15 protein-coding genes are annotated in these 19835 nt (G+C 73.9%); 10 read left to right on the forward strand and 5 right to left on the reverse strand.

All coding sequences use genetic code 11. The features are described from left to right. Positions 1-115 precede the first annotated feature (115 nt). The 6 genes from ACZ45Z_RS26290 to ACZ45Z_RS26315 all read left to right on the forward strand — a co-directional run bounded on the left by ACZ45Z_RS26290 (position 116) and on the right by ACZ45Z_RS26315 (position 9296). Positions 116-820, forward strand: coding sequence for a TetR/AcrR family transcriptional regulator (locus tag ACZ45Z_RS26290; RefSeq protein ID WP_468367092.1), 705 nt, complete (start codon positions 116-118; stop codon positions 818-820). Positions 821-991: 171 nt separating this feature from the next. Next, positions 992-3310, forward strand: coding sequence for a molybdopterin-dependent oxidoreductase (locus ACZ45Z_RS26295; protein ID WP_468367094.1), 2319 nt, complete (start codon positions 992-994; stop codon positions 3308-3310). A gap of 120 nt (positions 3311-3430) precedes the next feature. Continuing rightward, positions 3431-4876: a CitMHS family transporter gene (locus ACZ45Z_RS26300; protein ID WP_468367097.1), complete on the forward strand. Its 1446-nt coding sequence runs from the start codon at positions 3431-3433 to the stop codon at positions 4874-4876. Between the two features lie 320 nt (positions 4877-5196). Continuing rightward, positions 5197-6591 carry an aldehyde dehydrogenase family protein gene (locus tag ACZ45Z_RS26305; protein WP_468367100.1) on the forward strand — a complete coding sequence of 465 codons (1395 nt, stop codon included), beginning with the start codon at positions 5197-5199 and terminating at the stop codon, positions 6589-6591. A 65-nt stretch (positions 6592-6656) separates the two neighbouring features. Further along, positions 6657-7739 carry a Zn-dependent alcohol dehydrogenase gene (locus ACZ45Z_RS26310; protein WP_468367103.1) on the forward strand — a complete coding sequence of 361 codons (1083 nt, stop codon included), beginning with the start codon at positions 6657-6659 and terminating at the stop codon, positions 7737-7739. Between the two features lie 183 nt (positions 7740-7922). Next, positions 7923-9296 (forward strand): MFS transporter, encoded by a 1374-nt coding sequence (locus ACZ45Z_RS26315; protein WP_468367106.1) that lies wholly within the window; start codon positions 7923-7925, stop codon positions 9294-9296. 28 nt (positions 9297-9324) lie between these two features. On the opposite strand, the gene ACZ45Z_RS26320 is transcribed toward ACZ45Z_RS26315, so the two are convergent. Continuing rightward, entirely contained in the window at positions 9325-10404 is a 1080-nt protein-coding gene (locus ACZ45Z_RS26320) for an urea transporter (protein WP_468367109.1), read from the reverse strand. Between the two features lie 177 nt (positions 10405-10581). Then, complete coding sequence (locus ACZ45Z_RS26325) at positions 10582-11226, reverse strand: TetR/AcrR family transcriptional regulator (RefSeq protein ID WP_468367112.1); 645 nt, start codon at positions 11224-11226, stop codon at positions 10582-10584. Positions 11227-11362: 136 nt separating this feature from the next. Between ACZ45Z_RS26325 and ACZ45Z_RS26330 the strand changes: the two genes are divergently transcribed. Continuing rightward, positions 11363-12514, forward strand: a complete 1152-nt coding sequence (locus ACZ45Z_RS26330) for an acyl-CoA dehydrogenase family protein (protein WP_468367116.1) — start codon at positions 11363-11365, stop codon at positions 12512-12514. Between the two features lie 142 nt (positions 12515-12656). Continuing rightward, positions 12657-13298 (forward strand): TetR family transcriptional regulator, encoded by a 642-nt coding sequence (locus ACZ45Z_RS26335; protein ID WP_468367119.1) that lies wholly within the window; start codon positions 12657-12659, stop codon positions 13296-13298. Positions 13299-13380: 82 nt separating this feature from the next. Here ACZ45Z_RS26335 and ACZ45Z_RS26340 read toward each other — a convergent pair whose 3' ends face one another. Next, a complete protein-coding gene (locus tag ACZ45Z_RS26340) occupies positions 13381-13842 on the reverse strand; it encodes a MaoC family dehydratase (RefSeq protein WP_468367122.1) in 462 nt (153 codons plus the stop codon). A gap of 107 nt (positions 13843-13949) precedes the next feature. On the opposite strand from ACZ45Z_RS26340, the gene soxR reads away from it, so the two are divergent. After that, positions 13950-14492 (forward strand): redox-sensitive transcriptional activator SoxR, encoded by a 543-nt coding sequence (gene soxR / locus ACZ45Z_RS26345; protein WP_468367125.1) that lies wholly within the window; start codon positions 13950-13952, stop codon positions 14490-14492. A gap of 43 nt (positions 14493-14535) precedes the next feature. Here the strand turns inward: soxR and ACZ45Z_RS26350 are convergent, their stop codons facing one another. Further along, complete coding sequence (locus tag ACZ45Z_RS26350) at positions 14536-15975, reverse strand: amidase (RefSeq protein WP_468367128.1); 1440 nt, start codon at positions 15973-15975, stop codon at positions 14536-14538. A 135-nt stretch (positions 15976-16110) separates the two neighbouring features. Further along, on the reverse strand, positions 16111-16719 hold the full coding sequence (locus ACZ45Z_RS26355; RefSeq protein ID WP_468367131.1) for a hypothetical protein: 609 nt from the start codon (positions 16717-16719) through the stop codon (positions 16111-16113). A 259-nt stretch (positions 16720-16978) separates the two neighbouring features. On the opposite strand from ACZ45Z_RS26355, the gene ACZ45Z_RS26360 reads away from it, so the two are divergent. Beyond that, positions 16979-19801, forward strand: coding sequence for a penicillin acylase family protein (locus ACZ45Z_RS26360; protein WP_468367134.1), 2823 nt, complete (start codon positions 16979-16981; stop codon positions 19799-19801). The last annotated feature ends 34 nt before the right edge of the window (positions 19802-19835 follow it).

Here is a 19835-nt window from a genome sequence, read left to right on the forward strand (position 1 = left end):
TCCTATGCAAGACATTAGGATTCGCATCGGGGCTCGTCAACGCCAGGGTCCCGGCCGCCGTGGCGGAAAACGGCCGACTCGACACCGCCCGTCCGCAAGGGGGCAGGATGGCCGGGTGCAGCAGCCGACCCCGCCGCCCGATCCGCCGCCCACCGCGCTCCGCCGGGCCCCCGTCCAGCGGCGCAGCGCCGAGCGCCTGGCCCGCATCCTGGACGCGTGCGCCGAACTGCTGGAGGAGACCGGCTACGAGGACCTGACCACCCGGGCCGTCGCCGGACGCGCCGGGGTGCCGATCGGCTCCGTCTACCGCTTCTTCCCGCACAAACGCGCCCTGGCCGAGGCGCTCGCCCGCCGCAATCTCGACGCCTACGCGGACCGGGTCACCGCCGGCCTGACCGCCCGCCTGGCCGCCCGGGAGGAGCCGGTGGCGTGGCCGGGGGTGGTGGACGTGGTGGTCGACGAATACCTCGCCATGAAACGGACGGTGGCGGGCTTCGCCCTGGTGGAATTCACCGTTCCCGCCCCGCGCGAGAGCCGGCGGGCCAACTACGCGGTCGCCGACCGGCTGCTGGCGCTGCTCGCCGGCCCGCTCGGCCTGGACCCCGCCGACGCACGGCTGCGCACCGCCTTCCTGGTCGCGGTCGAGGCCGCCGACGCCCTGCTCCAGCTCGCCTTCCGTACGGACCCGGCGGGCGACGCGGTCGTCGTCGCCGAGGCCAAGCGGCTGCTGCGGGCGTATCTGGCGGGATATCTGGACGGGGCGGAGGCGGGGCGGCCGGCGGAGGCGGGACCGGCCGAGGCGCGGCGGACCCCGGAGTGAGACCGGCGGAGGCGGGGCGGGCCAGGGAGTGACACCGGCGGATTTCCGCCACCGGGGTTCCCTCATGCGTACTGGTCGGTATGGTCGGACCGTACGCGCACCTCCCCCAAGGTCTCGGCCTCGCCTGAGCAGGGGGGACCCCCGTCACCGGAACGTCCCCGGGAGGGACCGATGAGTCGTACCGCCCTGCGCATCTGCCCGCTGTGCGAGGCCACCTGCGGGCTGAGCGTCACCGTCGAGGGCGGCACCGCCGGGACGGGGGCCGCCGACGGCGGCGGCGCCCCCGGCCCGGGGCGGATAACGGCCGTCCGGGGCGACCGCGACGACGTCTTCAGCCGCGGGTTCATCTGCCCCAAGGGCGCCGCCTTCGCCCAGGTGGACGCCGACCCCGACCGGCTCACCCGCCCCCTCGTGCGCCGCGACGGGGAACTGCGCGAGGCCGGTTGGGACGAGGCGTTCGCCGCCGTGCGCGCCGGACTGCGGCCGGTGATCGAGGAGCACGGCCCGGACGCCGTCGCGGTCGTCCTCGGCAACCCCAACGTGCACACCGTCGCCGGCGCGCTCTACCCCCCGGTCCTGCTGAGCACCCTGCGCACCCGCAACTTCTACACCGCCTCCACCGTCGACCAGATGCCCAAGCACGTCTCCAGCGGCCTGCTCTACGGTGACCCGCTCGCCCTCCCCGTGCCCGACCTGGACCGCACCGGACACCTGCTGGTGATCGGCGCCAACCCGCTGGAGTCCAACGGCAGCCTGTGCACCGCGCCGGACTTCCCCGGCCGGCTCAAGGCGCTGCGGCGGCGCGGCGGCCGGCTGACCGTGATCGACCCGCGGCGCACCCGCACCGCCCGGCTCGCCGACCGTCACCTCGCCATCCGGCCCGGCACCGACGCGCTGCTGCTGTTCGCCATGGCGCACGTGCTGTTCGAGGAGGGCCTGACCGACCCGGGGGAGCGGGCCGCGCACATCGAGGGGATCCGGGACGTCGAGCGGCTGGCCGCCGACTTCTCCCCCGAAGCGGTGGCGGACGCCTGCGACGTGCCCGCCGACGAGATCCGCACGCTCGCCCGCGAACTGGCCGCCGCGGACCGGGCCGCCGTATACGGCCGCATCGGCGCCAGCACCGTCGAATTCGGCACCCTCACGAGCTGGCTGGTCGACGTACTCACCATCCTCACCGGCAATTTCGACCGGCCCGGCGGGATCATGTTCCCGCTGTCGGCGACCGGCGCCGCGCCCCGGCCACCCAAGCCCGGCCGGGGATTCGACCTCGGCCGCTGGCACAGCCGCGTCTCGGGCCACCCCGAGGCCAAGTCCGAGCTGCCGCTGGCCGCGCTCGCCGAGGAGATCGACACCCCGGGGGCGGGCCCGGGACACCCCGGCGCACCGGCCGGTCCGGTCCGCGCGGTCATCGCCATCGCCGCCAACCCCGTGCTGTCAGCGCCGGACGGCGACCGGCTCGACCGGGCACTGGCCGGCGTCTTCATGGTCAGCGTCGACCCCTACCTCAACGAGACCTCCCGGCACGCCGACGTCATCCTGCCGCCGCCCCCGCCGTCCCGCGCCGCGCACTACGACTTCACCTTCAACTCCCTCGCCGTCCGCAACCAGGCCCGCTACACCCGGCCGGTGCTGCCGCTCGCCGACGGGGAGTTGGACGAGTGCGAGATCCACGCCCGGCTGATCCTCGCCCTGGGCGGCCAGGACGGCGCGGACCCCGGCCTGGTCGACGCCATGGTCATCGACACGGCCCTCACCAAGGCCGTCGCCGATCCGCACTCACCCGTCCACGGCCGCCGACCCGCCGAGCTGGCGGCCGAGTTGACCGGGCTGACCGGTGCCGAGCGGCGGCTGGACATGATGCTGCGGCTCGGCCCGTACGGCGACGGTTTCGGCGCCGACCCCGACGGCCTGAACCTGACCCGGCTGCTCGCGCACCCGCACGGCATCGACCTCGGCCCGCTCACCCCGCGGGTGCCCGGCCTGCTCAAAACCCGCGGCGGCGTCGTCGACCTGTGCCCGGAGCCGATCACCACCGAGACGGCCCGGCTGCGCGCGAGCCTCGACCGGCGCCCGGACGGCCTGCTCCTCGTCGGGCGGCGGCACCTGCGCTCCAACAACAGTTGGCTGCACAACGTCCCCGCGCTGGCCGGCGGCAGCAACCGCTGCACCGTCCACGTCCACCCCGAGGACGCGGCGCGGCTCGGGCTGGCCCACGGCGGCCGGGCGCGGCTGAAGGGGGACGGCGGGGAGCTGGAGGTGCCCGTGGAGATCACCGACGCGGTGCGCCCGGGAGTGGTGAGCATGCCGCACGGCTGGGGGCACGACCGGCCCGGCACCCGCATGGGAGTGGCGGCCGCCGACCCCGGCGCGAACGTCAACCAGCTCAGCGACGGCACCCGGCTGGACCCCCTGTCGGGGACGGCGGTGCTCAACGGCCTGCCGGTGCAGCTCGCAGCGGTGCCGCCGACTCCGTCTCCTCTGCCGTGACCTGGGGTTTTGCTCGTATTGCTCGCGCGTCAAGGTCTTGTTAACAAAACTTTGCGGCACCTAACGTCGCCACGACCGCCATCCCCGGTGGGTGTTCAAGGGCGAACGTGAGGGCTCCCCATGCTGACAATCCTAGGATTCGTCATGATTGCCACCTTCCTGGTGCTGATCATGATGAAGAAGATGTCGCCGATAGCGGCGCTGGTGCTCATTCCCGCGCTGTTCTGCGTCCTGGTCGGACAGGGCGCGAACCTGGGCGACTACGTCGTCAAGGGCATCGGCGACCTGGCCCCGACCGCCGCCATGCTGATGTTCGCCATCATCTACTTCGGGGTGATGATCGACGTCGGGCTCTTCGACCCCGTCGTCCGCGGCATCCTGCGGTTCTGCAAGGCCGACCCGCTGCGCATCGTCGTGGGCACCGCCGTACTCGCCGCGATCGTCTCGCTCGACGGTGACGGCTCCACCACGTTCATGATCACCGTCTCGGCGTTGTACCCGCTCTACCGCAGGCTGAAGATGAGCCTGGTGGTCATGACGGGCGTCGCCGCCACCGCCAACGGCGTGATGAACACCCTGCCGTGGGGCGGCCCGACCGCCCGGGTCGCCACCGCCCTCAAGCTCGACGCGGGCGAGATCTTCATCCCGATGATCCCGGCGCTGGCCGTCGGCCTGGTCGCCGTCTTCGTCCTCGCCTACGTCCTGGGGCTGCGCGAGCGCAAGCGGCTCGGCGTGCTGGCACTGGGCGACACGGTGGCGGAGAAGGACGCCGAGCAGGTGCTCGTCACGGCGGGCGGCGGCGCGGCGGCCGGTGGCACCGGGGCCGGAAGTGCGGGCGGTACGGACGGTACGGGCGGTACCGACGCCGCCGACACGACCGCCGTCCCCTCCGACGACGCCGCGGGCGACGGTCCCGACGGCAGCTTCCAGGGCCTGGACCCGCGGCGCGCCACCCTGCGCCCCAAGCTCTACTGGTTCAACGCCGCGCTCACCCTCGCGCTGCTGACCCTGCTCATCCTCCAGACGCTGCCGATCCCGGTGCTCTTCCTCCTCGGCGCGGCCATCGCCCTGACCGTCAACTTCCCCCGCATGACGGACCAGAAGGCCCGGATCGCCGCGCACGCCGAGAACGTCCTCAACGTCACCGGCATGGTCTTCGCCGCGGCCGTCTTCACCGGCGTCCTGACCGGCACCGGCATGGTCGAGCACATGGCCCGCTGGCTGGTCAACGGAATCCCCGACTCCCTCGGCCCGCACATGGGCATCGTCACCGGCATCCTCAGCGTCCCGCTCACCTACCTGATGTCGAACGACGGCTTCTACTTCGGCATCGTGCCGATCCTCGCCGAGGCCGGCTCCGCACACGGCGTCGCCCCCATCGAGATCGCCCGCGCCTCGCTCGTCGGCCAGCCGCTGCACATGTCCAGCCCGCTGGTGCCCGCCGTGTTCGTCCTGATCGGCATGGCCCGGGTCGAATTCGGCGACCACACCAGATTCACCATCAAATGGGCCGCGCTGACGTCCCTGGTCGTCCTGTGCGCCGGCCTGCTCTTCGGCATCATCTAGCGCCCGACCGGGCAGGCTCGCCGCTCGCCGCTCGCTGCCCGCGATGGCGGCCTGGAGCGGCGTGACGGGCCTGGGGCGCCTCTGCTTCGGCATGGGCGCCCCGTCGATCGTCGTCCGGCGCGGGACGAGAGTGCTGCCCGGACCCCGCCCGCGACGCCGAGCGGTAGGAGGGCCGCCGGTCCCCGGCCGGGGGCTGTTGTGAGCCATCCGACATCCCCCGCCGGTGCGCGAGCCGTCACCCTTGAGAGGCTCTCTGGCGCCACAAAACTACCGGCGCTAGTTTGGGGCGGACGACACCGGCGGCTCGGGAGGACCACGACGTGAAGCAGCACGACGCGATGTACATCGACGGCAACTGGCGGCCCGCCGAGGGCAGCGGCACCATCGCCGTCCGCGACCCCGCGAACGGACAGGTGATCGCCACCGTCCCGGCCGGCTCCCCGCGCGACGTGGACGCCGCCGTACGCGCCGCCCGCGCCGCCCTCCCCGCCTGGGCCGCCACCCCGCCCCACGAGCGCGCCGACCGGCTGGCCGCGCTGCGCGACCAACTCGCCGCGCGCGCCGACGAGATCGCCGATACCGTCACCGCCGAACTCGGCGCGCCGCCGGCGTTCAGCAAGGCCGTGCACGCCGGGGTGCCGCTCGCGGTGTGCGGCTCCTACGCCGACCTCGCCCGCTCCTTCGCGTTCGAGGAGAAGATCGGCAATTCCACCGTGCTGCTCGAACCGGTCGGCGTGGTCGCCGCGATCACGCCCTGGAACTACCCGCTGCACCAGGTCGTCGCCAAGGTCGCCCCGGCCCTCGCGGCGGGCTGCACCGTCGTCCTCAAGCCCGCCGAGGACACCCCGCTGGTCGCCCAGCTCTTCGCCGAGTGCGCCGACGCGGCCGGCCTGCCCGCCGGTGTCTTCAACCTCGTCACCGGCCTCGGCCCGGTCGCCGGCCAGGCGCTCGCCGAGCACGAGGGCGTCGACCTGGTCTCCTTCACCGGCTCCACGGCCGTCGGCAGGAAGATCGGCGCCGCGGCGGGCGCCGCGATCAAGCGGGTGGCCCTGGAACTCGGCGGGAAGTCCGCCAACGTCATCCTGCCCGGCGCGGACCTGGCCAAGGCCGTCGCCGTCGGCGTCGCCAACGTCATGGCCAACTCCGGCCAGACGTGCAGCGCCTGGACGCGGATGCTGGTCCACAAGGACGACTACGACGAGGCCGTGCGGCTCGCCGCGGAGGCGGCCGCCAAGTACGCACCGGGCGAGAAGATCGGACCGCTGGTCAGCGCCGAACAGCGCGACCGGGTGCGCGGCTACATCGAGCAGGGCGTCGCCGAGGGCGCCCGGCTCGTGGCGGGCGGCCCCCAGGCGCCCGCCGGCCCCGGCTACTACGTCACCCCCACCGTCTTCGCCGACGTCACCCCCGAGATGACCCTCGCCCAGGAGGAGATCTTCGGTCCGGTCCTGGCGATCCTGCGCTACGAGGACGAGGACGACGCCGTCAAGATCGCCAACGGCACCGTCTACGGGCTCGCGGGCGCCGTCTGGGCCCGCGACGACGCGACGGCGGTCGCCTTCGCCCGCCGCCTGGACACCGGGCAGGTGGACATCAACGGCGGCCGCTTCAACCCGCTCGCGCCGTTCGGCGGGTACAAGCAGTCCGGCGTCGGCCGTGAGCTGGGCCCGCACGGCCTGGGCGAATATCTCCAGACGAAGTCGCTGCAGTTCTGACGCGCCGCCCGGCGACCCCTTCCCCTTCCCCTTCCGCCCGCCGTCCTCCGCACCCAGGAGTCCTCGTGGTCCGCGCCGCCGTACTGCCCGCCGTCAACGCCCCGCTGCACGTCGCCGAGATCGACCTGCCCGAGCCGGGGCCCGGCCAGGTCCGTATCCGCCTGGCCGCCGCCGGCGTCTGCCACTCCGACCTGTCGCTGTCCAACGGCACCCTGCGCCAGCCCGCCCCGGCCGTCCTCGGGCACGAGGGCGCGGGCACCGTCACCGCCGTCGGGCCCGGGGTGACGACGGCGGCCCCCGGCGACCCGGTCGTCCTCAACTGGGCGCCGTCCTGCGGCACCTGCCACTTCTGCGCCCTGGCCGAGCCCTGGCTGTGCGCCGATGCCGCGCTGGCCGCAGCCGCGCCGTACGCCAAGCTCGCCGCCGACGGCAGCGACCTCTACCCGGGCCTGGGCACCGCCGCCTTCGCCGAGGAGACCGTGGTGCCCGCGCACGCCGCGCTGCCGCTGCCGGACGGGGTGCCGCTGACCGACGCGGCCCTGCTCGGCTGCGCGGTGCTCACCGGCTGGGGCGCCGTGCACCACAGCGCCCGGGTGCGGGCGGGGGAGTCGGTGGTGGTCTTCGGGGCGGGCGGCGTCGGGCTCGCCACGTTGCAGGCGGCCCGGATCGCCGGAGCCGGCCCGGTCATCGCGGTGGACCTCTCACCGGACAAGGAGGAACTGGCCCGGTCGGCGGGCGCCACCGAGTTCGTCGTGGCCGGCGAGGACACCGCCAAGCGGATCCGCGCACTGACCGGCGGCCACGGCGCCGACGTCGCCATCGAGTGCGTGGGCCGCGCCGACACCATCCGCACCGCCTGGTCCGCCACCCGGCGCGGCGGGCGCACCACCGTCGTCGGGATCGGCGGGCAGGACCAGCGGGTGACGTTCACCGCCCTGGAGCTGTTCTATTTCGGCCGGACCCTCTCCGGCTGCGTCTACGGCAACAGCGACCCCGCACGCGACCTCCCGGTCATCGCCGAACACGTCCGTTCCGGCGCGCTGGACCTGTCCGGGCTGGTCACCGAGCGGATCGGGCTGGACGGCATCCCGGACGCGTTCGAGGCGATGCTGGCGGGCAAGGGCGGACGGGCGCTGATCGTCTTCTGAGGCGGGCGGGGGCCGACGGGGGAGCCGGGGCCGGGGCGCGGAAGCGCTCCGGCCCCGCGCGCGTACGGGGGCCGGAAAAACTCGTGCCGCGCACTCCGTTGACGCCGTACCGGCCGGTCGGTACGGTCACCCGACATCACGGCGCCGCCCCCCTCCCTCCCGCACCCACCGGAGCGTGCACGCATGGACACGGCCCCCTCCGCGCCACACGACAGCGACAGCGCCTCGCCCGCCGCCAACCGCCGCAAGGTCGCCACCGCCGCGGCCCTCGCCTCGGCCGTCGAGTGGTACGACTACTTCGTCTTCGGCATCGCCGCCGCGCTCGTCCTCGGCGACTCCTACTTCCCCGCCGGCAGCAAGGCAGCGGGCGTCCTCGCCGCCTTCGCGACCTTCGCCGTCGGCTTCCTCGCCCGCCCCGTCGGCGGTGTCCTCGCCGGCCACCTCGGCGACCGGCGCGGCCGCAAGCCCATGCTGGTCCTCGCGCTGACCGTCATGGGCCTGGCCACCACCGGCATCGGCCTGCTCCCCTCCTACGCCACCATCGGGATCGCCGCGCCCATCCTGCTCGTCGTCCTGCGGGTGCTCCAGGGCCTCGCCGTCGGCGCGCAGTGGGGCGGCGCGATGCTGATGGCCACCGAATACGCCCCCGAGGGCAAGCGCGGGCTGTACGGCTCGCTGGTCCAGCTCGGCGTCCCCATCGGCGTGGTCACCGCCAACTCCGTGTTCCTGGTCGCCGGCGCCGTCACCGACGAGAAGTCCTTCGGTGCGTGGGGCTGGCGGATCCCCTTCCTCCTCGGCGTCCTGGTCCTCGTCCTCGCCCGCTACATCCACACCCGCGTCGAGGAGACCCCGGAATTCCGGGCCGCGGAGAGCGAGTTGGCCGCCGTCGAGAAGGCGGAACAGGCGCGGCGCTCACCGCTGGGCACGATCCTGCGCCACCACCTGGGCACGGTCCTGCTCGCCGGCGGCTCCTTCGCCGTGAACACCGCCACGTTCTACATCCTGATCACCGGCGTCCTGGACTACTCCACCCGCGAACTGCACATGCAACGGACGTCCGTACTGACCCTCACCCTGCTGGTCAGCCTCACCCAACTCGTCCTGATACCGGCCGCGGCGGCCCTCTCCGACCGCGTCGGCCGGCTGCGCGTCTACGCCGCGGGCGCCGCCGGCCTGCTGGTCTGGGCGGTCCCGATGTTCCTGCTCATCGACACCGCGTCCCTGCTGTGGATGGCCGTCGGCACCTTCGTCGGCAGTTGCTTCCTGAGCATCATGTACGGCCCGCAGGCGGCGCTGTTCGCCGAGCTGTTCACCGCCGAGATGCGCTATACGGGCGCCTCGCTCGGCTACCAGATCAGCGCGATCCTGGGCGGCGGGCTCGCGCCGTTCGTCATGGTCCTGCTGCTGGAGGCGACCGGGACCTCGCTGTCGGTGTCGGCCTACATCATCGGCCTGTCCGTCATCGCGCTCGTCTCCATCCGCCTGCTGTCCCGCCGCGCGCGTGCCACCGCGGCGCCGGCCGGGGAGGTGACACCGGCCGCCCCCGCCGGACCGTGAGGCCGAGGGCGCGGCGCCGGCGGCGCCGTCAGAGGGCGGCCCCGCCCGGCTCCGCGGGCTCCGGCGCCGGGCCGCCCGGCTCGGCCGCGCGCACCGGCGCCGTCGTCCGGCCGCCGCCCCCGCCGGTCGTTTCGTCCGCCGCCCCGGCCCGGCGCAGCCTCGGGAACGCCGGCGCCGCCGCCAGAAACGCCAGCGAGACCAGCACGAACGGCCAGGTGAAGGTGTGACCGCCGGCCGGGGCGAACACGGCGGCCATCGTCGCGCTCAGGCCCGTGGCGGTGACCGCGCCCGCGACGGCGTACGCCACGCTCCAGGCGTCCGCGGTCAGGAACACCCCGCCCAGGGCCATCGCCACCAGCACGGCGTTGTAGCCCATCGTGCCCTCGGCCACCTGCTCCGCCGGTGCGCCGAGGGCCCAGGCGGTGAGGATGCCGACGACGCTGCCCAGGCAGGCCAGGACGCCGAGCAGGCGGCAGGCGGCGAAGACGCCGATCAGGAAGACGAGGCCGAGGTACCACTGCGGCAGGAAGAAGATCTGGGCGAAGTTGGCGAAGAAGGCGTGCCACAGGTCGGCCGGGGCCAGCGCGGTGGGGCCGGCCGCCGGCCGGGCGAGGGCGGCCAGGCTCGCGCCGTGATGCCAGATCCGCTCGAAACCGGGGGCGGCGATCGTCATGCCGCTCGCCATCAGGCAGTACGGCAGGGTCAGGGTGGGCAGGCCCCAGGTCGCCAGGATCCGCCCGACGGCGCCGGTGATGACGATGACCACCACGCTGCCGGCGAGCGCCAGCAGGGCCGTCGAGAGGTGGCGGGCGCCCAGGAAGGCCGCGAAAGCGACCGCCACCAGGCAGGCGTTGAACCCTTCCAGCCCGCCCGCGATCCGGCCGCGGCGCACGCCCAGGACGCGCGCGGTGGCGGTGCCGGCCACCGTCCCCAGCAGGCCGTAGAGGCCCAACTCCCAGTCGGCCGCGAACAGCCCGGCGCAGAACACCGCGCCGGACACCGCGCTCGGCAGAAAGACGACCTGGCCGATACCGCGCAGCACCGGGCCGAGGACCGACCGGTGGAGTGCGATGAACCGTTCGTATGTGGCCGTGCCCGGCTCGCGCACGCCGCCTCCCGCATCACCCAACCGCCCCTGCCCGCCAGGGGACCGGTGGACTTTACCGCTGCCCGGGGTGTGGCGGTACGGCCTGACCGGTCCCCGGACAGCGCACGCCGGCGGCGGTGCCGGGCGGGCGCGCGCGGAGGGCGCGGCGGGGCCGCCGCGTGCGGACGGCGGTGCCCGTCAGCCGTGCGGCGGGACGCGTTCGGGATGGTGCAGGGCCAGGCCGTCGACCAGGGCCCGCAGGCCGGTCTCGAAGGCACCCTCGTCCACCTGGCGCTGGTGCTCGGCCAGGAGGTGGGCCTGACCCAGGTGCGGATAGTCGGCCGGGTCGTAGGCGCCGGGATCGTCCACGAAGCCGCGGGCGAACGAGCCCAGCGCGGACCCCGCGACGAAGTAGCGGACCATCGCGCAGATCCGGGTGGCCTGCGCGGGCGGCCAGCCCGCCTCGACCATGCCGCCGAACGCCGCGTCGGCCATCTTCAGCCCGGCCGGGCGGCGGCCGGGGCCCTGGGCCAGGAACGGCACGATGTGCGGATGGGCGGCGAGCGCCGCGCGGTAGGAACGCGCCCAGGCCAGCAGCCCCGCCCGCCAGTCCGCCCCGGCCGCGAGCGCCGAGACGTCGACCTCGGCGATGACGGTGTCGGCGACCGCGTCGAGGATCTCGTCCTTGGTCGTGAAGTGGTTGTAGAGGGAGGGCCCGCTCACGCCGAGCTGTGCCGCCAGCCGGCGGGTGGACAGCGCCGGAAGCCCTCCGGCGTCGATGAGCGCCAGCGCCGTGGTGACGATGCGCTCGCGGCTCAGAAGGGGCTTGCGGGGTCGGGCCATGAGCCACATAGTAGAGGCTGCCGCCAGAAAACTAGCAGTGCTAATTAAGTGTCGGGCGGCACGGCCCGCCGCCGTGCCCGCCCCCGCCCGCCGGCCGCCGCGCCGGAGCACCGCGCCTGTCCCCGAGGGGTCGTACATGAACCTGGAACTCAGTGCGGAGCAGGCCGCCGTGCGGCAGCTCGCCAAGGACTTCGTCGACCGCGAGATCACCCCGCACGCCACCGCCTGGGACCGCGCCGAACAGGTCGACCGCGGCATCGTCGCCAAACTCGGCGCCCTCGGCTTCCTCGGACTGACCGTCCCCGAGGAGTACGGCGGCTCCGGCGGCGACCACTTCTCCTACGTCCTGGTGACCGAGGAACTGGGCCGCGGCGACTCCTCGGTGCGCGGCATCGTCTCCGTCTCCCTCGGCCTGGTGGCCAAGACCCTCGCCGCCTGGGGCGACGAGCGGCAGAAGCGGACCTGGCTGCCGCGGCTGACCTCCGGCGAGGCGGTCGGCTGCTTCGGCCTCACCGAGCCGGGCACCGGCTCGGACGCGGGCAGCCTCACCACCCGGGCGGTCCGCGACGGCGCGGACTGGGTCATCGACGGCGCCAAGATGTTCATCACCAACGGCACCTGGGCCGACCTCGTGCTGCTCTTCGCCCGCACCGGCCCGGAGCCCGGCCACAAGGGCGTCAGCGCCTTCCTCGTACCGGCCGACAGTCCGGGCCTGTCCCGCCGCGAGATCCACGGGAAGCTGGGCCTGCGCGGTCAGGCCACCGCCGAGCTGGTCCTGGACGGCGTGCGGGTGCCCGCCGACGCCCTGCTGGGTCCCGAGGGAAAGGGCTTCTCGGTCGCGATGTCCGCGCTGGCCAAGGGGCGGATGTCGGTCGCCGCCGGCTGCGTGGGCATCGCCCAGGCCGCCCTGGACGCGGCGATCGGCTACGCGGGCGAACGCGAGCAGTTCGGCAAGCCCCTCGCCCGGCACCAACTGGTGCAGGAGCTGATCAGCGACATCGCCGTCGACGTGGACGCGGCCCGCCTGCTGACCTGGCGCGTCGCCGATCTGATCGAGCGCGGCGAGCCCTTCGTGACGGCGGCGTCCAAGGCGAAGCTGTTCGCCTCCGAAGCGGCGGTGCGCGCCGCCAACAACGCCCTCCAGGTCTTCGGCGGCTACGGCTACATCGACGAGTACCCGGTCGGCAAGCTGCTGCGCGACGCCCGGGTCATGACGCTCTACGAGGGCACCAGCCAGATCCAGAAGCTGGTCATCGGCCGGGCGCTCACCGGCGTCTCCGCCTTCTGACGGCCCGACGCCGGTCCGCCGCCTGCCGCCCGCCTCCACCCGCCGGCCGTCCGCCGCGCCCCTAAGCGCTTGCTCAGCGGCGCGGTATGGTGTTCGATCCGTCAGAGGAAGTTCCCTGGCGGATCGAGGAGCGGGGTACGCGATGGGTGCGGCGGCGGAGCGGGCTGCGGAGGAGAGCGAGGAGTGGGCCGGGGTGACCCCGGACGCCGCGCGACGGCTGGTCAGTGCCGCCGTCGAGGCGTTCGCCGAGCGCGGTTACCACGCCACCACCACCCGCGACATCGCCGGCCGGGCCGGGATGAGCCCCGCCGCCCTCTACATCCACTACAAGACCAAGGAGGAGCTGCTCTACCGCATCAGCGGTATCGGCCACGAGAAGGCGCTGCGCATCATGGGCGCCGCCGCCGAGGCCCCGGGCAGCGCCACCGAGCGGCTGCGCGACGCCGTCCACACCTTCGCGCGCTGGCACGCCGAGCACCACACCACCGCCCGCGTCATCCAGTACGAACTCCAGGCGCTGAGCCCGGAGCACCTCGCCGAGGTCACCGACCTGCGCCGCCGCACCGACCGGCTGCTGCGGCAGATCATCCAGGACGGCGCGGACAGCGGCGAGTTCCGGGCCGACGACGTGCCGGGCACCACCCTCGCGGTGCTGTCCCTGTGCGTGGACGTCGCCCGGTGGTTCTCCGCCTCCGGGACCCGCACCCCCGACGAGGTCGGCCGGCTCTACGCGGGCCTGGTGCTGCGGATGGTGGGCGCCGGGTCGGGCGCGGGCGCGGCGTGAGACGCGGGCCGGGGCCGGACGCGTGCCCCGGCCGTGGCGGTGCTCCCGCCGGGGCGCGCGTCCGGCCGTCCGGCCCGCCCGCTCACAGGTAGAAGCGGCTGACCGACTCCGCCACGCACACCGGCTTGTCGCCGCCCTCGCGCTCGATCGTCACCGTCGTCGCGAGCTGGACCCCGCCGGGCACCTCGGTGACCTCCGCGATCCGCGCGGTGGCGCGCAGCCGCGAGCCGACCGGGACGGTGGCGGGGAAGCGGACCTTGTTCGTGCCGTAGTTGATGCCCATCTTGACGTTGTCGACCCGCATGAGCTGCGGCACGAGGGCGGGCAGCAGCGACAGCGTCAGATAGCCGTGCGCGATCGTCGTGCCGAAGGGACCGGCCGCCGCCTTCTCCGGGTCCACGTGAATCCACTGGTGGTCGCCGGTGGCCTCCGCGAACAGGTCGATCCGCTTCTGGTCGATCTCCAGCCAGTCGCTGGTGCCCAGGTCCTCGCCGACCGCGGCCCGCAGTTCGTCGAGCGATCCAAACACTCGGGGCTCTGCCATTTCTCGTCCGCCTCCTCGTCCGTACCGCTTACTAAGCGCTTGCTCAGCATGCTGAGTACGGGCACCGCTGTCAACGCCCAGAAACAGCCCGGAAGTAGGGTTGAGCGGTGCCCCAGCTTCCGTTCAAGGTCCATGAACTCACCGTCGGCCAGCTCTCCGCGCGGAGCGGCGCCGCGGTCTCCGCGCTGCACTTCTACGAGTCCAAGGGGCTCATCAGCAGCACCAGGACGGCCGGCAACCAGCGCCGCTACACCCGTGACGCGCTGCGCCGGGTCGCCTTCGTCCGGGCCGCGCAGCGCGTCGGCATCCCGCTCGCCGTCATCCGGAACGCGCTCGCCGAGCTGCCGGACGAGCGCACACCCAACCGCGCCGACTGGGCCCGGCTGTCCGAGGTGTGGCGCGCGGAACTGGACGAGCGGATCGGCCAACTCGTCGAACTGCGGGACCGGTTGACCGACTGCATCGGCTGCGGCTGCCTCTCGCTGGAGAAGTGCGCGTTGTCCAACCCCTACGACAACCTCGGCGAGCAGGGGCCCGGCGCGCGGCGGCTGCGCGTCGACCGGGGCGCGAAGGACCCGGCCCCGTGCGCCGCCCCGGGCGGGCCCGGGGGCGCGGGTGCCGGTGCGGGCGGGGCCGCCGCCGCGGGCTGACCGCCGTTGGGCCCGGCCCGCCGCGCGGCGGCCCGGGCCGCCGTCACCACACCGACGGCTTGCGTCCGGCCCACGGGCGGGCCGCCTCCACCTGCGCGGACAGCGAGAGCAAGGTGGCGTCCTCGCCGTAGCGGCCGGCGAGCATCACCCCGACCGGCAGCCCTCCGGCGTTCCAGTACAGCGGGACGCTGACCGCGGGCTGGCCGGTGGCGTTGTAGAGCGCGGTCAGCGGTGTGAACGCGCCGGCGGCGGCGAACTCGGCCTTCGGGTCGCCGTCGTCGCGCAGAGCGCCGACGGCCAGCGCGGGTGCGGCCAGGGTCGGCGAGAGGAGCACGTCGAAGCCGCCGGCCGGCATCAGGCGGTCGGCGACGGCCTGGCCGAACGCCCGGAACGTGCCCAGCGCCGCGGCGAAGTCCCGGCCGGAGATCTCGGCGCCGCGGCGGCGCAGATAGCGGGTGAGCGGCAGCAGCAGCTCCTCGCGCCCCGCCGGTACCGGACGGCCCGCGGCCATCACCGACCAGACCCGGGCGAAGGCGTGCCGGATGCCGTGGTCGTCGGGCAGCGCCGCCTCCTCGACCCGGTGGCCGAGCCCGTCGAGCAGCGCGGCCGCGTCGGCGGTGGCGGCCCGGCAGTCGGCGTGGAGGCCGGCGGACGGCTCGGGCACCCCGGTGAGGAGGGCGACGCGCAGTCGGCCGGGCGCGCGGCGGGCGTATCCGGCGAACGTCTCGCCGGGCGGCAGCGACGGGGCCGCGTACGGGTCGCCGGGCATGGTGCCCGCCATGACGTCCAGCAGCGCGGCCGCGTCGGCGACCGTACGGGCCAGCGGCCCTGACGTGCTCAGGCCGGTGACGTCGTGCGACCACGGGCCGCCGCTGACCCGGCCGCGGCTGGGCTTGAGGCCGAACAGCCCGCACAGCGACGCCGGGATGCGGATCGAGCCGCCGCCGTCGCTGCCGTGCGCGAGGGGTGCCAGACCGCCCGCCACGGCCGCCGCCGCGCCGCCGCTGGAACCACCCGCCGACAGGCCGGGGCCCCACGGGGAGCGGGCGGCCGGGGCGAGGTCGTTCTCGGTGTGGCAGGACAGCCCGAACTCGGGGGTGTTGGTCTTGCCGAGCAGGATCGTGCCGGCCCGGCGCAGCGCACCCGCCACATGGTCGTCGACCGTCGCGACATGGCCGGCCAGCGCCCGCGAGCCCAGGGTGCACCGCACGCCCGCGACCTGGGTGAGGTCCTTGACGGGCACCGGGACGCCGAACAGCGGCGGCAGTTCGCGCCCCTCCCGGCGCGCCGCGACCGCCTCCCGCTCGGCGGCGGCGGCCTGTTCGCGGGCGAGGTGGTCGGTGCGGGTCAAGAAGGCGCCCAGGGCGTCGTCCAGCCGCTCGATCCGCGCCAGGTAGTGCGCGGTGAGCTCGACGGGGGAGAGGTCACCGGACCGGATCGCCGCGGCCTGTTCGAGCGCGGTCAGGTCGTGCGGTGCGGCCATGGACGTCCACCCTCTCCTCGCGGTGTCCGTACGGCACGGGCGCCGAACGGACGCGGGCGGCGGCGCGCCCGCCGGGACATTCTTCGGCCCGGGCCGGCCACCGCGCGCTTGGCGGCCGGCCCGGCCTCCAGCGGGTCAGGCCGCCGCGTACGCCCGGTCGCCGCGGGCCGCGGCCGTCAGCGTCTCGGACGTCAGCACGGACGCGGGCGCCACCACGCCGCACTCGCGGCACACCGGCCCGGACGCCGGGCAGTCCGCCGGCTCCGGGAGCCAGGCGAAGCGCGTTCCGCCGCACACCGGGCAGTCCCGGCGCGGCTGGCCCGACTCCATGGCCGCGATCATGCGGCGCAGCACGACGGCGAGGCGGGCGGCGGGGTGCCGGTGCGGTGCCTCGCACGGCACGATGTCGCAGCCGCCCCAGGTGCGGCGGTGCCAGTCGTCGATGGCGCTCGGCTGGCGGATGCCGTCGTGCTTCTCCCGGCGGCGCCGGGCGGCGAATTCCTCTTCGTACGCGAGCCACAGGGCGCGCGCTTCTTCCAGTTCACCCAGTGCGGCCACCAGCCGCTCCGGGTCCGGATCGCGGTCCTGCGTCGCGATGCCGGCCCGGGTGCACAGATGGTGCCAGGTCGCCCGGTGCCCGTAAGGGGCGAAGCGTTCAAGGCATTTGCGCAGGGCGGTTCGCCGCTGGGTCGCGACGAGTCGTGGATTGCGGACCTGTTCGGCGAGAGCTCTGAAACCGGCCAATTTCATCCCACCTCCGTGGGGAGGACACGACTGGACAAAGAAGAGACGTAACCGATCACCACCTGGATCCTTCGAATTCACGTGCGGTTTTGCGAGGTGGTGGATCGCGACGCGGGACGCGGCACCTGGTGGGCGCGTGTGGGGAATTGGCGAAGGTGACGGTTGTTCATCTTCCGGTGGCGAGTAACCGCCGGTAACGTCCCGCACGCCCTTCCCCAAGCTCTTGACGAGCCGGGGGGACCCCCATCGAGGAGCAGGAATGCGACGACGTACCGGAAGGCTCAGGACCGCTGCCGCCGCGGCCCTGTGCGCCCTGGGTGCCACGCTGCTGGCGCCGCCCCCCACCGCCGCGGCCACCGGGCCCGCCGGCACCGGCGACTACTGCCGGGGCCAGTGCGCCGACATCCTGCCGCCCGGCGCCAACGGCAACGCCACCTTGGTGGAGATCCTCGGCAACAAGCTGTTCGGCACCCGGCCGGCCCACGCCTCCGACCAACTCGCGCCGTACAACGCGCTGGCGACCGGCTATCAGTCCCTCACCGACGACACGCTCACCCACTTCTTCAACGACGCCTCCTTCGGCGTCCCCCAGGACCAGACAGCCAAGGTCAGCTCGCCACGCGACGACGTGACCATCACCCGCGACAAGAAGACCGGTGTCCCGCATATCAAGGGCACTACCCGCTATGGCACCGAATACGGCGCCGGTTACGCGGCTGGCCAGGACCGGCTGTGGCTGATGGACCTTTTCCGCCATATCGGACGCGGTGAGCTGACCTCCTTCGCGGGCGGCGCCCCGGCCAACCAGGGCCTGGAGCAGCAGTTCTGGCCGCAGGCGCCGTACACCGAGGCCGACCTCCAGGCCCAGGTGGAGCGCATTCGGGACAACAACGGACCCCGCGGAAAACAGGCCATGGCGGACGCCCAGGCGTACGTGGACGGCATCAACGCCTACCGCGAGGAGTCCAAGAAGGGCCGCTACTTCCCCGGCGAGTACGTCCTCACCGGCCATGTCGACGCCCTCACCAACGCGGGGGAGATCGCGCCCTTCAAGCTCACCGACCTGATCGCCCTGGCCTCCGTCGTCGGCGGCCTGTTCGGCAACGGGGGCGGCGGCGAGGTGCCCTCCGCCCTAGCGCTGCTCGCCGCCCAGCAGAAGTACGGCGTCGAGAAGGGCACCGAGGTCTGGGAGTCCTTCCGCGAACGCGACGACCCCGAGGCCACCAAGACCCTCCACGACGGCAGCAGCTTCCCCTACGCGGTCAAACCGGCCGAGGCCAAGGGCACCGCGCTGCCCGACCGCGGCACGGTCACCCCCGAACCGCTGGTCTTCGACCGCCGGGGCGCCGCCACCGCCAAGGACGGGACGCCGCCCGAGGAGCCGGTCAAGGCCCCGCCGAAGTACAAGAAGCTGGAAGGGCTCTTCAAGGACGGGGTGCTGCCCGGGGGCAGCTTCGACCCGACCCAGCACCGGGGGATGTCCAACGCCCTGCTGGTGTCCGGCAAGCACACCGCGAGCGGCCACCCGGTCGCCGTCTTCGGCCCGCAGACCGGCTACTTCGCGCCGCAACTGCTGATGCTCCAGGAGATCCAGGGCCCCGGCATCAGCGCGCGCGGCGCCTCCTTCGCGGGCGTCGGCATGTACGTCCAGCTCGGCCGGGGCCAGGACTACGCCTGGAGCGCCACCTCGGCCGGCCAGGACATCACCGACACCTACGCCGTCGACCTGTGCGAGGCCGACGGCTCCGCCCCCACCAAGGACTCCACCTCCTACCGCTACCACGGCGCCTGCGTCCCCATGGAGAAGCTGGAACGCGCCAACTCCTGGAAGCCCACCATCGCCGACCCCACCGCGGCCGGCTCCTACCGGATGCGGGTCTTCCGCACCAAGTACGGCACCGTCACCCACCGCGCCACCCTCGGCGGCCGGCCCGTCGCCTACACGGCGCTGCGCACCACCTACCGGCACGAGGCCGACTCCATCATCGGCTTCCAGATGCTCAACGACCCCTCCTACGTCCGCGACGCCACGACCTTCAAGAAGGCCGCCCAGCACATCGGCTACGCCTTCAACTGGTTCTACGCCGACTCCCGCGACACCGCGTTCTACAACAGCGGCCTCAACCCCGTCCGCGCCCCCGGCGTCGACCCGGCGCTGCCCGTCAAGGCCGGCCGGGCCTACGAGTGGCAGGGCTACGACCCGCGGACCAACACCACCGACTACACCCCGCCCGCCCAGCACCCGCAGTCCGTCAACCAGGACTACTACATCTCCTGGAACAACAAACAGGCCGACGACTACGACTCCGCCGGCTTCGGCAACGGCTCCGTGCACCGCGGCGACCTCCTGGACGACCGGGTACGCGAACTCACCGAGGAGGGCGGCGTGACCCGCGCCTCGCTCACCCGCGCCATGTCCGAGGCCGCGGTCACCGACCTGCGCGGCGAGGACGTACTCCCCGAACTGCTGCGGGTCCTGCGCAGCGCGCCCGTCACCGACCCGGCCCTGAAAACCGCCGTGCAACGGCTGGAGGCGTGGCGGAAGGACGGCGCGCAACGCCGCGAGACCACCGCCGGCTCGCACACCTACACCCATCCCGACGCGGTCCGCCTGATGGACGCCTGGTGGCCGCTGCTGATCGACGCCGTCTTCGAACCGGGCCTGGGCGGCGACCTCTACGACGCCCTGCGCGCCAACCTCGCCACCGACGAGTCCCCCTCGGCCGGCCACGGCCCGACCGGCGGGCACGCCGGATCGGCCTTCCAGTACGGCTGGTGGAGCTACGCCGACAAGGACCTGCGGTCGGTGCTCGGCGACACGGTCCACGGCCGCCTCGCCGCCCCCTTCTGCGGCAACGGCGACCTGTCGTCCTGCCGCACCACCCTGCTCACCACCCTCCGCCGGGCCGCCGCCAAAACCGCCGAACAGGTCTACCCGGGCGACAGCACCTGCGAGGCCGGCGACCAGTGGTGCGCCGACGCCATCGTCCACCGCGCGGTGGGCGGCCTGACCCACCCCGCCATCAGTTGGCAGAACCGGCCGACCTACCAGCAGGTGGTGGAGTTTCCGGCGCATCGGTAGGGCAGCCGGCGGGCCCCGGGAGCACACCCGGGGC

It is taken from the genome of Streptomyces sp. NPDC031210 (genome assembly GCF_055570395.1).